Raw genomic sequence first — 13,110 nt, forward strand, 5'->3', positions numbered from 1 at the left:
AAGAAGGCCAGTGATCGGGAACTATCACTGGCCCAAGGGAGATGTGTTGCAATCATCGTAGAAACTCCGGGTGCAATATTGGTTGCAACCAAACAAGAGGAAAACACCCATCAATGATGTAGAACAGGTATGTAGAAACCTTGGTGGGCACTGAAGTGAAGACTTCCCAATCGTGGTACCTCTTTCTTCCTCTTCATCATATCCCTTCCTAAGGGAAGGATACGCTGGATTGTCTGAAATTGTCAATAGAACCATGACTATACTATTATCTTATATAATTTTATCGATTCATCATAGCACGATATTATTATTTTTCTTCCAGAAAGAATTACCTCTGTCAGAACAATTTATGAAAATTTTGGAAATTTTACAGGTTTTTTCATTTGTGAATAATATTGTCTATTAGCCATGTCACAACTTTTTATTCACTCTTTTTTTATCTACATATTGACGAAACAGGAAACCCACACTATAGTTGTTCTCGGCAATTATTGCCATAATTAAATATTTGGAGCCTTGCATGATCGACCTATGTGCAATCCGAAAGTTGCAGACTTCGCTTCGCAACTTCGAAGTGAAACTCAAAGAGCAGACCGGACTTTCATTTAACGATGCACTGTTGCTCTGTGCAGTCAACAAAGGAATCTTTGAACCGAGCGCCCTCGCAAAGGAGCTCGAACTCTCCCCTTCCCGCCTCACCCGCATTCTGGACAGCCTGGAAGCCAGGGCCCTCATCAAACGGACACTGAGCAGCATGGACCGAAGGAGCCTTACGGTATCCCTGACAGAAACAGGAAGAGAGATGGTCAAGGCCTATAGTTGCTCCGAACTTCATATTCCCGAAGAACTGTTATTCACCCAAGCCACCAAGTAGGAGGACCTATGGCAAAATATCTCATTGTTGGAGGAGTCGCAGGAGGTGCAGGCACCGCCGCAAGACTCAGGAGAAGGGACGAGAACGCCCAAATCATCATGTTCGAGCGCGGACAGTACATCAGCTACGCGAACTGCGGACTCCCTTACTATGCGGGAAATGTCATCACCGAACGTTCCCGTCTGTTTGTGATGACTCCCGAACGCTTCATGGAATCACTGAATGTGGAAGCGAGGGTGCAAAGCGAAGTGATTTCGATCAATCGCAAGGCAAAAACCATCCGCGTGAGGGACTTGAAGAACCAGAGCGAATATGACGAGCGTTACGACACCCTCATCCTCTCTCCCGGAGCAAGTCCGGTACGTCCTCCCATCCCCGGCATCGAGCACAAGGCCATCTATTCGCTTAGATCCGTTTCAGACATCGACCAGATCAAAGAGAAAATCGACAGTCCCGCCACCAAACGCGCAGTGGTCGTCGGCGGCGGCTTCATCGGTCTGGAGATGGCCGAGAACTTGAAGGAGCGAGGACTCGAGGTAAGCGTGGTGGAAGCCCTCGAGCAGGTGATGAACATCATCGACTACGACTTGGCCGCCGAGGTGCAACAGCACCTCAGAGCGAAGGGAGTGAATCTGTACCTGAAGGACGGGGTGTCAGCCTTTGAGGACCATGACAGCATTGTCAGCGTCCGACTCTCCTCGGGCACCCTCATCGATGCAGATATCGTCATCCTCTCCATCGGTGTTCGCCCCGACACCGCCTTCCTCAAGCAATCGGGCATCGAGCTGGCCAAGAACGGGGCAATCAAGGTGGATGAGTTTTTCACCACCAACGACAAGGACATCAGGGCGGTTGGAGATGCCATCGAGTTTGCAAGCCCGCTGACAAAACTCGCCTGCACCGTTCCGTTGGCTGGTCCCGCCAACAAGCAGGCACGCTTGTGCGCCGATGCCATCATCGACGGCAACAAGCGGCCGTATACAGGGACGATCGCCACGAGCATCGCCAAAATATTCGATATGACGGTAGCCTCAACCGGCCTCACGGAAAAGGGGCTCAAGGCTGCAGGCCTTCCCTATCGGACGGCAGTCACCCATGCAGGAAACCATGCCGGGTATTATCCCAACAGCCGTCAGCTCACCCTCAAGATTCTCTATCATCCAGAAAGCGGCAAGCTCTGGGGTGCGCAGTCGGTCGGATACGACGGAGTTGACAAGCGGATCGACGTCATCAGCGCCTTCATCGGAAAAGAAGGCACCGTCTACGATTTGGCGGAATTTGAGCAGGCTTATGCACCGCCCTTCTCCAGTGCAAAGGACCCGGTGAACATGGTCGGCTTCATCGCCGTCAACACCCTTGAGGGATTCAGTGACACCATCAATTGGGAGGAAGCGGAAGCAGGGCGCAAGAGTGGTGCTTTCATGCTCGATGTACGAACCGAGGAGGAGTATGAGCTTGGTGCAATCGAAGGGTCGGTCAACATTCCCCACACCATCCTGAGGCAGAAGCTGCTGATGGTTCCCACCGATCGGTTGGTCATCGTCTATTGCGCCATCGGCCTCAGGGGCTACCTTGCAGAACGGGTGCTCAGGCAAAACGGCTATACAAACGTACGCAACCTCACCGGTGGATACAAGACGTATGAGAGTGCGGTTCGTGAGCGCTACCTGCTGGAAAACAAGGACAAGCTATCGGTCAAGGAGAGCGGTGGGGTCATCAACCACCTCAATGAGGACGGGTCGTTCCGCAAGCGGTCCGAGAACAAGATTCTCACCGTCGACGCCTGCGGCCTGCAGTGTCCCGGCCCGATCATCCGTCTCAAACGGGAGATCGACAACCTTGAGGAGGGGGACCGCATCGTCATCAAGGCCTCCGATCCCGGCTTCGGCCCCGATGTCCAGGCCTGGTGCAAGCTCACCGGCAATGAGCTGGTAAGCGTAAAGACCACCGACGGCATCATCGAGGCTGTAGTAGGCAAAGGCAATGCCAGTGTCTGCAGCATGCCCGATTCAGCAGGAGAGAAACCTGCCATCTGCGATAGCGACAACGGTGCTACGATGATTGTTTTCTCCAATGACCTGGACAAGGCTCTTGCCTCATTCGTCCTTGCCAACGGGGCGGCCGCATCCGGCAAGTCGGTGACGATGTTCTTCACCTTCTGGGGGTTGTCGGTGCTTCGCAAAAAGGATGCCCCCAAAGTGAAGAAGGACTTCATGGGAACGATGTTCGGGGCCATGCTGCCCAAGGGCATGGACAACCTTGCCCTCTCTTCCATGAATATGGGAGGCATGGGGGCGAAGATGATGAAAGGCCGCATGAAAAAGAAACATGTCGACCAAGTAAAGCAGATGTATGAGGATGCCCGCAAGAGCGGGGTTCGCATGGTAGCCTGCCAGATGTCCATGGATATCATGGGCATCACGGCTGAAGAACTGCTTGACGGCGTTGAAATCGGTGGCGTCGCTACCTACATGGGAGCTGCCAGCGAGAGCAAGATCAATCTGTTCATCTAATCAATAATGGGGTGGCCTCTGATCGTCGATCATGCCATCCCGATCTTCTTCGGTCAGGTCCGTTACGCGTTTTTCCAGTTTTTCCAGACGAGCGGTCAAGAGTGCGATCTCCTTGGCCTGATCTGTTACGACCTGGTCGAGAGTCACTATCGTCTCTTCTGCATAGGCTAGTTTCATCTCAAGCTTCGTAAGCCGTTCATCCATTGTTGTCGCTCCTTGTCCTGTATCTGTATCCTAGCATGAAAGAGACAGCTCGACAACTCGCCCCATTGTTGCAGAAGGTTTCTCGATTTGCACATTTAATGCTTGCCAGATACCCTTGTCGTGCTATACTGACATGTATTTTGTTGCAGAATGGTGCAAATAAGAGGAATTGTATGAAAGGTGAACGCGTTGCGCAACTGGAACTGTTGTTACATTCCCATCCAGAAGGACTCAGAAGAGCGGATATAGCACGTCGATTGGGAGTCCATCGCTCGACCATCAGCAGGTATGTGGATGAACTGAAACAATACATCGACATCTATGAGGAGAACAGCCTCATCAAGATCAAGAACCGCGAGGAGGATGAGAGCATCGCCCTCAGCGTGTATGAGAGTCTGGCCTTCAACCTCTCCGCTGAAATGCTTGCAAACAGCACCGAGTTTCAGAACCCCCACCTGGCTTCCGGCTTGAGAAAAATCGCCATGAACATGCGGTCCTACGCACCGAAGATCAGCGAGAATGTCATCGGCCTGGCCGAGCAGATCGACAAGCAGCTGCAGGAGAAGAAGGAGAGCAGCAAGTTCAATGCCATTCTTGAAGTGCTCATTGACAGCTGGGTGTCGGGACGCATCGTACGCATCATACAAAGCCTCAAAGGATTCGACCCGATCGAGACCGAACTCGCCCCTTACTTCATCGGATTTCGGGAAGAAGATAGCGGCGGCAGACACCCGATCAGTGTCACCGGACGCCTTCGGCACACCACCGAGATTGTCACCATCGATATCAGCACCATCACCAGCGCCACCATTCTCAACGAAACCTATACGATTCCCGACAACCTCAAACCTTTCAAGTTCCCCGAATCCAAGGAGCGCTATGAGAGCATCGATATGATTCCTCTCAGCCTGAAGCTCAAGGAGCGTTCCGCTATGAACGTCTTCAGGTCGGTGGTGCATGGAACTCCGGTTTTCGAAAAGCAGAACGATGGAACATTGGTCTGCAACATGGATGTCGAGAACTCCATCGAGTTGTATCTGCGCATCATCCAATGCGGAGATTCGGTGGAAATATTGGGCCCTGAGAGCTTCAGAAAGAAATTCTGTAAAATGCTTACCAAGATCCTGGCTTTGTACCAATAATATTTTTCTTGCCGCTTGGCTTGAATATCGCTATGCTTCAGATGTAGGAGGAAACGACAATGAAAGAGTATGAATGCGATCTTTGCGGGTATGTATACGACCCGACAGTTGGTGATCCCGACAACGGAATCAAACCAGGAACAGCCTTTGAAGACCTTCCAGAAGATTGGGTATGCCCTCTCTGCGGGGCTCCTAAGTCTGACTTTTCACCGCGCGACTAACAAGGGTTGCGGTTCACAAGACGGGGATGGCACGGCCTTCCCCGTTTTTTAGGCCCAAGGAGCAGCTATGCAGTTCAGGACAATGAGGAGAAGCAGGCAGCTGCTATCCAAAGAAGAAAGCGAAGCAGTACTGAAGCGGGGCAGCCATGGAGTACTTGCCTGTCTCGGAGACGGGGATTACCCCTATGCAGTTCCGCTGAACTACGTGTACTACGAGGAAAAGATTTTTCTCCACTCTGCACGGGAAGGCCATAAGGTTGATGCAATACTCCGACACCCCAAAGTATGCTTCACCGTTGTTGATGAGGACACCATTGTTGCAGCACAGTACACCTCCTACTTTCGCAGCGTGATTGTCTTTGGAAAAGCAACGCCTGTCGAAGGGCTGCTTTGGGAGAAGGCCTTCCTTGCCATGGCTGACAAGTACTGCGCCTCCCAGCCGGTTGCACAGCGTATCGAGAAGACCAAAGCCTGCAGCCAGACACTAGGCATTGTCATCGAGATCGAGCATTGCACCGGAAAAGAAGCCATCGAGTTCGTACAGGCCAAGACTGATACTGCTTTGGTACCCTAGTCAGAAGGCTTTTCAGACAAAGAATTCAAAGCACACAAGAGAGCCCCTCTTTTTCACACGATTGCAAAACTTCGTGGTACATTGACCTCATAATGGAGGAAACACCAAGCTATGTTGCGAGCAATTGAAGAAAGAAGAGCGTATCGAGCCCTCGATACAAAACCCATTGAAAAAGAAGTGCTGGTACGTCTCGCCGAGGCTGCCCATACCGCCCCATCATCCATGAACAACCAACCTTGGCGATACATCACCGTAACCGACCAGGCAATCCTTTCCAAGGTCAAGGAGACCCTGTCTCCGGGCAACTACTGGGCGAAGAAGGCCCCCGCCATCGTGGCGGTGGTCACCAACAATGCTTGGGGCATGTCCCTGGGCGACCGCCATTATGCCCCTTTCGAACTGGGCATGGCCACCATGGCGTATCAGATCCAAGCCGTCAGTGAAGGCCTATACGTCCACCCCATAGCCGGCTTCAATGCCGACGAGGCGAAGAAGGTGCTGGGAATCGCTGAAGGCGATACGCTTATGATCATGCTGGTACTCGGCTATCCGGGATCGGACTTTGAACTGAGTGCAAAGCACAAAGAGAGCGAGAAGGGCGATCGGATCCGCATGGATTTGGACAAGGTGCATGCGTTCAACACCTGGAACGAAAGCCTGCGGCCACAGGCAAAGTAGGGAGTATCGACGGTTACTGCAGATGGACGATTTCCTGCTCTATGACCTCTTTCAGCCGCTCTTCCTCGGTTACAATCATCTCACTTTCCTTCAGGAAGCTGCTTCCGATCATGGAAGCAGCCAACAAGGCTGCAAGGGTTGAGAGGACCATCGGGGAGTACTCATCCGTTGCCACCAGACTGATGAGCAGGATTACGGCACAAGAAGCCTGGCTGAAGAGCAGGAGCAAACCTTGGATGACCTCTTCGCTGATGCCGATGCCCAGCTCTGCAGCATACTGGCTGCCGATGGGTATGGAAGCAAGGAGAGACAGGCCTACGATGGAAGCCCCGATCAGGGCGATGGCCTCGCTGGAAAGCAGGACAGCACCGATTTGCTGGCAGAAAACCAGCAAGAGGATTCCGGGAATCGAGCAAACGTTGCAAAACACAAAGAACAGCTTCCGCTTTCGATAGCGGTCCGAGAGGGCCGGCAGTACTATGGCTCCCACCATGCCGCCTGCAAACATGGCGATTCCCAAGAAACCGGAGGAGTCGTCAAACCCCAGCAGCGCACTGATCTCGTCGACCTTGATGAAGAGTGTCATAAGAACACCCCACCCGATGGAGAAGATGATCATCAAGCCCCTGAGTGAGGAGTTCTGGTTCATAATCTTGAACGAGGTCCGAAAGCTCTGACTCTTCGGCACCTGCAGGGTGGAGGACGGCGTCGGGGGATTATCCTTGATCAGGAATGCCGGAATCAGGGCGAGGACCGAGCTTGCAACAGCATAGATGCTCATCATCCGCTCAAAGCCCTGTCCCCAGGCCGGATCATTTGCACGGGTCACCACCAGCATGGGGGAGACTATCATCACGACTGCCAGCGAAAGGTATTGGCTTGCTGATGTGATGCCGACAGCCATGCCTCGTTCCCGGATGGGAAACCAACGCGCGACAATTTCCGTGATGCTGGTAAGTACCAAGGCCTGGCCCAGGGCCAGAAAGAACTGGCCGAACAGGACTGCCGAAAGACTTGCAACGTAGAGCCATTTCGTCATTGATCCAAAGACAATGAGGCCGCTTGCAATCCAGACGGCCCAGCGCGGGCCCAATTTGTGCAACAGATAGGAGGAGGGAATGCTCGCCACCACGAAGACCAGTAGATAGGTCAGGGAGAGCAAGTCCACCGGAGAAGCATACCGCAATGACAGCTGTCCTTGATAGTAGCGGTTGGCGACCCTGCCAACCGGTGCAAGGTTCAACCACTGTATCTCGACTGAGAAAATCAGCAGCACGAGACACAGAAGAATCAAGTATCGATATCGGTAGGCTTTCACACTCTTCATAGTTACAGGATATACGATACACAGTGATTTGTATATCTTCTCTGGAAGAAGAGCGGACTTTGTCCTATACTCCACGCATGCATGAAACCTTACAGCTCTTGAACAATCGTCGATCGGTACGCAGCTTTGAGGACCGAATAATCGAACCGGAAGCCGTCATCCAGCTCAAGGAAGCGACCTTGCGTGCCCCCACCGCCGGCAATATGGCCCTCTATTCCATAGTCGAGGTCCATGATTCTTCCAAGAAAGAGAAGCTTGCCAAAATCTGCGACGAGCAGAGCATGATCGAGAAAGCACCCTTGGTCTGGGTTTTCCTTGCCGACATGCAGAAGTGGGTCAATTACTTCTACGAAAGCGGCGCAGTAGACAGGGCTGCGAAGGCAAACCTCGCCTCCTTCAGGAAGCCCGGACTGGGAGATCTGCACCTCTGCCTGCAGGATGCCGTCATCGCAGCCCAGAATGCCGTGGTTGCCGCCGAGGCCCTGGGTATCGGCTCCTGTTACATCGGTGATGTCATCGAGCATTTTGAACAACTGAGGGAACTGCTTGAGCTCAAGCAGTACACCATTCCCGCCTGCATGCTCATTTTCGGATACCCCAAGGCCAAAGGTCCGGTCAGGCTGACCCCCCGATGTCCCCAGGACACCATATTCATGCAGGACCGCTACATGGAGCCCCACCTCGAGCAAATGGAAAGAGCCTACAGGGTCCATGAAGAGGATCGGCGCAGAAGCCAATCCCTGCCCTACCAGAATACCGGCACCCTTGCCGACTACTACTATCTGAGAAAACATACCTCCTCCTTTATGGAGGAGATGAACCGCTCTACCACGGTTATGTTTGATTGGTGGTGCAAAGGGTAATTTTCTTGCGTCCTTGAGCCTTTGCCACTACCATATACCCTATGCCGTATACGATTCTTTTGGTTGATGATGAGACAGCAGTACGTGAAGGGATTCGCAGCCGCACCCCGTGGGAGCGGTATGGCTTTTGCGTAGTGGGTGAAGCCGGCAATGGCATCGAAGCCTTGGAGATGGTAGAGGAGCTGCATCCCGATGTCGTAATCACCGATATCAGGATGCCTTACCTCGATGGAATCGAGTTGATCCAGAAAATCCGCCTCACGCATCCGACCACAACCTTGGTCATACTCAGCGGGTATGACGAATTCACCTATGCCCAGCAGGCGATGCGCTACGATGTCAGTGAATATGTACTCAAGCCGGTTTCGGTGGAAGACTTGTGCAATCTGCTCAAGCGCCTGGGAAAGCATCTGGATGAGGAGATCAAGCGCATCCAGGACCAGGACAGGCTTAACCAGGCGTACCAGCAGGCCCTTCCGCTCATCAGGGAGAAGTTCCTGGTATCGCTGCTGACTGCAGTGCACCCTGCCTCCGATGCTGCCTTGCTTGCAAAAGCGGCGGAGTACGGCTTCAATCTGAACAAGGATGAATTCATGGTTGCCGTTATCGAGACCGATCATGTGATGGATGACCCCTTGCAATCGATGGCCATGTTTGAGATTGTTGAACAGGTAGTGAAAAAGGACGACGGGGTGTTGCTCTTCCAATTCGAAAACCAGATTGTCATTATTTTCAGCTCCCAAAGCCATGGCCAGGATCATTACGATTCAGTGTTCCGCAAACAGACCTACCGCAAAGCCGAGCAGCTGCAGGCATACCTGCAGAAGTACTCCTTCCAGGCTGTCCTCGGAGTAGGAAACCTCGTACACTCCCCTTCGGCCATCAAGCAGTCATATCATCAGGCGCTGACAGCCCTCAACTATAGTTCCTGTTACCCTGAGCAATCGCTCCTGTTCATCAGTGACTTGGAGAAGCTGCCGGTCGAGGAGCATCAACAACAATTGGAGGAGTTGAAGGCAAATGTACTGGTTGCTGTGAAGATGGGCAGTGAGGAGCAGGTGACCGAGGCGGTGAATCAACTGCTCGGCGAGCAGCTTGCCTCCCTGAACCTGGAACAACTGCAGGCATTGCTGTTGGAACTGGCTTTTCTCCTTCAAGACCTTACCCATTCATACGGGCATACCCTCTTTTCTGTGGTTGATGGAGAGGGAAGAAACCTCTTCTCCGAGCTTGCAACCCTCTCAACGTTGGGGAAGGCCAGGCGTTACTTCATCCGCCTTTGCCTTCTGGTGCGGCAATTGATCGCCGGACAGAGGGCTCAGTCGCATATCCAATTCATCGGTCAGGCCAAGGCCTTGATCGCAAAGCACTTCACTGAATCCGGATTTGGACTGGAAGAAATTTGTGAAATGATCGGGGTAAGCCCTTCATATTTCAGTTCCACCTTCAAGAAGGAGGTTGGCGTCAGCTTTGTACAGTACTTGACGGCTCTGAGAATGGACAGGGCGAAGGATCTGCTCATCAAGACCGAGGGCAAGACCTACGAGATCGCACAGGCGGTCGGGTTTGCAGAGCCGAACTACTTCAGCTTCTGTTTCAAGCGGCATGTCGGCCTCTCTCCCTCCCAATTCAGACAGAGAAACCGATGAGAAAGCCGGATCACCCCCACTCCATCAAAACCATTCTCACCTTTGCCATCGCGTTCGTCTCCCTCTCCGTCACCTTGCTTATCTCGTCCATCCTGTACAGCCAGTTCTCTTCCACCATCCGGGAGAACGCCACCGTCTCAACAAGGGAAATCGTCAGACAGGTAAACGCCAACCTCAACTACTATACCAACGATATTCTTACCATCGCCGGCTACGCCCGCGACCTTGCCAAGCAGACCAACGAACTCTCCCGAACCGAAATCGAGAAGAGGCTCTCCTCAATCGTCGACAGCCGTCAGGATATCGTATGCCTGCTTCTGTTTGACTTGGAGGGCAATGTACTGCTCTCCACCACCGATGCCCCGAGAAGGGAGGCGACTGAGATAGCAAAGCAGACATGGTTCACCAGGGCTTTGGGTGGTGAGGGTAACTTCTATTTCACCGGCCCGCATGTCCAGCAGCTCTTCACTTCAAGCTATCCGTGGGTCATCACATACAGCCAGCAGATCAGCTACACCAATGAGGAGGGGGAGCTGAGCCAAGGTCTTTTGCTGATCGACATGAACTTCAGGACGGTCAGTGAACTGAGCCAAAGCGCGAAGCTTGGGGCGACAGGGTACGTATATTTCATCGACAACAACGGCAAGATCGTGTACCACCCGTACCAGCAACTGATTAACTCCGATTTGTTCAACGAGGACCTCGACTCCGCCCAGGAGTATATTTTCGGTACGTTCACCAACACCTTCGAGGGAAGGCAGCGACTTGTCATCATCGATACGGTCAACAACGCACGTTGGCGAATTGTCGGGGTGGCATTCATGGACGAGCTGATGGCCGGTCTCGATCAGTACACCACCATCATGCTTATCGTCCTGGGATTCTGCATTGTCATCACCATTGTTCTGGCACGTATGGTTTCGGCGTACATAAGCCGACCGATCAGGGAGCTCGACCGATTGATGAACAGCGTGGAACGCGGAGACTTCTCCGCTCCGCCGACAGTGGGAGGCAACCAAGAGGTTGCTGCCTTGTCCCAGACCTTTGCAGTGATGGTCAAACGCATCCGGCAGCTGATGGATGATATTGTCACCAGCCAGGAGATGAAACGCAAGTTCGAACTTGATGCACTGCAGGCAAAAATCAACCCACACTTCCTGTACAACACCCTCGATTCCGTTGTCTGGATGGCAGAGCAGAACGATACCGAGGGAGTGATCAGGATGATCACCGCCCTGGCAAAGCTCTTCCGCATCTCCATCAGCAAGGGTCGGGACATCATCACCCTTGCCGAGGAGCTTGAGCATGTCCGCAACTACTTGATCATCCAGCAGATCCGCTACCAGGACAAGTTTGAGTTCTCCATCACCTTGGAAGAGGGTATGGAGAATCTGCCGACGATCAAGCTCATCATCCAGCCGATTGTGGAGAATGCAATCTACCACGGGATCAAGTATCTGCAGGAGATGGGTCATATCGATATCAAGGTGTTCAGGAGAAAACCCGGGGCCGTGGTCATCGAGGTGCGTGACAACGGGGTGGGGATGGATGAACAGAAACTGGCCACCATCCTCAGCTTCGACGGACAACACCCCAAGGGTGCAGGAATCGGGGTGAGGAACGTCCATCAGCGCATCCAGCTCTATTACGGTTCCGATTATGGCCTGGAACTTTCCAGTGAGCTCGATGTTGGGACGCTGGTCCGACTGGTTATCCCCGAACAGAGTCCAATCCAACCGATCAAGGTGGTGCAATCATGAAGAAAGGCATCCTGATTCTCCTACTGCTATCCCTTCTCGCAGGCTGCTCGAACAAGAAGAGTGAAGCCACTACCTCCTATCGGATCGCCGTCATCACCATGATGCAGGGAGGCGAATTCTGGGGGTCCCTGAAGAACGGTGCCCGCAGTGCCCGCAGCTCCACCGGCGCGGTCCTTGAGTTCCTTGCTCCGGTGAATGAATCCGACTACGAGGGACAAATCAGTGCCGTCCAAAGGGCCATAGACCAGCGTTTTGATGCGATAGTACTCTCACCAAGCCATTATTCACGGCTTGAGGATGTGGTTGCCAAAGCACGGAGCGCAGGCATCAAGGTGGTGCTCGCCGATACCGCACTACGCAACCAGACCGCGGATTTTTTGATCACCACCGATTACAGACAGATCGGCAAGGCGATGGCCGAACATGCCTTCACCCATTTTTCCGAGGGTGAGCCGATCAATGCCCTGGTCATCGGGTCCATGCCGAACACCACCAGCATGACCAATCTGGTGGAGTCCCTGGTGCAAACCTTCTCAGAGCGGACCAATGCAAGAATTGTGAGTGCAACCTACAGTTTCACCAATGAGACAATCGCTCGTGAAATTACGCGCAATGCTTTGGAAAGCGATCCTTCAATCAATTTGGTCTTTGCCTTGGAAGAGTATACCGCCCATGGGGTGGCCAATGCACTGGGAGACTCGTCGGATATCCATTTCATTGCATTTGGAACAACACAGTTTGAAATCCAGCTTTTGGAGAAGGGAGTAATCGATGCCTTGGTGGTGGTAAACTCCTTCAACCTCGGCTATCGCTCGGTGATGGCTGCCATCGATCTGCTCAACGGCAACAAGCCCGTCCAAAAACTTGTTGACTTCGACCTGGTAACCAAAGAATCGATGTTCAGCGAGGAGCATCAGAGGTTGTTGTTCCAGACGTTCCAGTGAAATCGAGGCAGAACCAAGAGCTGCTGCCTTGCAAAGCCGGGCTCGATGCTTATGACACTCTGGGATGGATACCGCTTTTCATGCCGCTCCTTTAGATCATCTCCAGGGGCCTGATAACAAAGGGTGTATTGTCTGTATGAAAACTGAGGTATTCGGCCCCGGCATCGACCAGCTCCTGGACATTGTCCTTCAGTTCCAACAGGTTGCAGTTTGCCAAGGAAGGCGAATTAATGACGATGGGTTTCACAAGTACTCCGTTCGTTGTCCAATAGTTGGTCCATGATACGGTTGATATTTGCCAGAGTGACATAGGTCGCAAAAAAGAGGCAGGATCGCTCCTGCCTCACATGCGTGGAAGAGA

13 protein-coding genes are annotated in these 13,110 nt (G+C 52.8%); 10 read left to right on the forward strand and 3 right to left on the reverse strand.

Features of this window, described 5'->3' with window-relative positions; all coding sequences use genetic code 11:
- Positions 1–520: 520 nt before the first annotated feature.
- Both B3F49_RS00695 and B3F49_RS00700 read left to right on the forward strand, forming a co-directional pair.
- The gene (locus B3F49_RS00695; protein WP_293895865.1) at positions 521–874 is read left to right on the forward strand and encodes a MarR family winged helix-turn-helix transcriptional regulator; all 354 of its coding nucleotides are present in this window, start codon (positions 521–523) and stop codon (positions 872–874) included.
- Between the two features lie 8 nt (positions 875–882).
- Entirely contained in the window at positions 883–3,387 is a 2,505-nt protein-coding gene (locus B3F49_RS00700; protein ID WP_293908542.1) for an FAD-dependent oxidoreductase, read from the forward strand.
- Here the strand turns inward: B3F49_RS00700 and B3F49_RS00705 are convergent, their stop codons facing one another.
- Entirely contained in the window at positions 3,388–3,591 is a 204-nt protein-coding gene (locus B3F49_RS00705; RefSeq protein WP_293908544.1) for a SlyX family protein, read from the reverse strand.
- A 173-nt stretch (positions 3,592–3,764) separates the two neighbouring features.
- Between B3F49_RS00705 and B3F49_RS00710 the strand changes: the two genes are divergently transcribed.
- The 4 genes from B3F49_RS00710 to B3F49_RS00725 all read left to right on the forward strand — a co-directional run bounded on the left by B3F49_RS00710 (position 3,765) and on the right by B3F49_RS00725 (position 6,206).
- Complete coding sequence (locus B3F49_RS00710; protein WP_293908545.1) at positions 3,765–4,733, forward strand: helix-turn-helix transcriptional regulator; 969 nt, start codon at positions 3,765–3,767, stop codon at positions 4,731–4,733.
- Positions 4,734–4,792: 59 nt separating this feature from the next.
- On the forward strand, positions 4,793–4,954 hold the full coding sequence (gene rd / locus B3F49_RS00715; RefSeq protein ID WP_013605781.1) for a rubredoxin: 162 nt from the start codon (positions 4,793–4,795) through the stop codon (positions 4,952–4,954).
- 67 nt (positions 4,955–5,021) lie between these two features.
- A complete protein-coding gene (locus B3F49_RS00720) occupies positions 5,022–5,528 on the forward strand; it encodes a pyridoxamine 5'-phosphate oxidase family protein (protein WP_293908546.1) in 507 nt (168 codons plus the stop codon).
- Positions 5,529–5,639: 111 nt separating this feature from the next.
- The gene (locus B3F49_RS00725; RefSeq protein ID WP_293908547.1) at positions 5,640–6,206 is read left to right on the forward strand and encodes a nitroreductase family protein; all 567 of its coding nucleotides are present in this window, start codon (positions 5,640–5,642) and stop codon (positions 6,204–6,206) included.
- A gap of 13 nt (positions 6,207–6,219) precedes the next feature.
- Here the strand turns inward: B3F49_RS00725 and B3F49_RS00730 are convergent, their stop codons facing one another.
- On the reverse strand, positions 6,220–7,533 hold the full coding sequence (locus tag B3F49_RS00730; protein ID WP_293895842.1) for an MFS transporter: 1,314 nt from the start codon (positions 7,531–7,533) through the stop codon (positions 6,220–6,222).
- Positions 7,534–7,610: 77 nt separating this feature from the next.
- Between B3F49_RS00730 and B3F49_RS00735 the strand changes: the two genes are divergently transcribed.
- Genes B3F49_RS00735 through B3F49_RS00750 form a run of 4 tightly spaced genes read left to right on the forward strand, consistent with a single transcriptional unit; the run spans position 7,611 to position 12,749 of the window.
- Positions 7,611–8,396, forward strand: coding sequence for a nitroreductase family protein (locus B3F49_RS00735; protein ID WP_293908548.1), 786 nt, complete (start codon positions 7,611–7,613; stop codon positions 8,394–8,396).
- A gap of 41 nt (positions 8,397–8,437) precedes the next feature.
- Positions 8,438–10,045, forward strand: coding sequence for a response regulator (locus B3F49_RS00740; protein ID WP_293908549.1), 1,608 nt, complete (start codon positions 8,438–8,440; stop codon positions 10,043–10,045).
- Positions 10,042–11,805 carry a cache domain-containing sensor histidine kinase gene (locus B3F49_RS00745; RefSeq protein WP_293908551.1) on the forward strand — a complete coding sequence of 588 codons (1,764 nt, stop codon included), beginning with the start codon at positions 10,042–10,044 and terminating at the stop codon, positions 11,803–11,805. Before B3F49_RS00740 ends, B3F49_RS00745 begins: the two co-directional genes overlap by 4 nt.
- Complete coding sequence (locus B3F49_RS00750; RefSeq protein ID WP_293908552.1) at positions 11,802–12,749, forward strand: substrate-binding domain-containing protein; 948 nt, start codon at positions 11,802–11,804, stop codon at positions 12,747–12,749. The genes B3F49_RS00745 and B3F49_RS00750 overlap by 4 nt, the downstream gene beginning before the upstream one ends.
- Positions 12,750–12,840: 91 nt before the next feature.
- Here the strand turns inward: B3F49_RS00750 and B3F49_RS00755 are convergent, their stop codons facing one another.
- Entirely contained in the window at positions 12,841–12,996 is a 156-nt protein-coding gene (locus B3F49_RS00755) for a hypothetical protein (protein WP_293908553.1), read from the reverse strand.
- Positions 12,997–13,110: the final 114 nt, after the last annotated feature.

It is taken from the genome of Sphaerochaeta sp. UBA5836, from assembly GCF_002432845.1.
Classification (GTDB): Bacteria; Spirochaetota; Spirochaetia; order Sphaerochaetales; family Sphaerochaetaceae; genus Sphaerochaeta.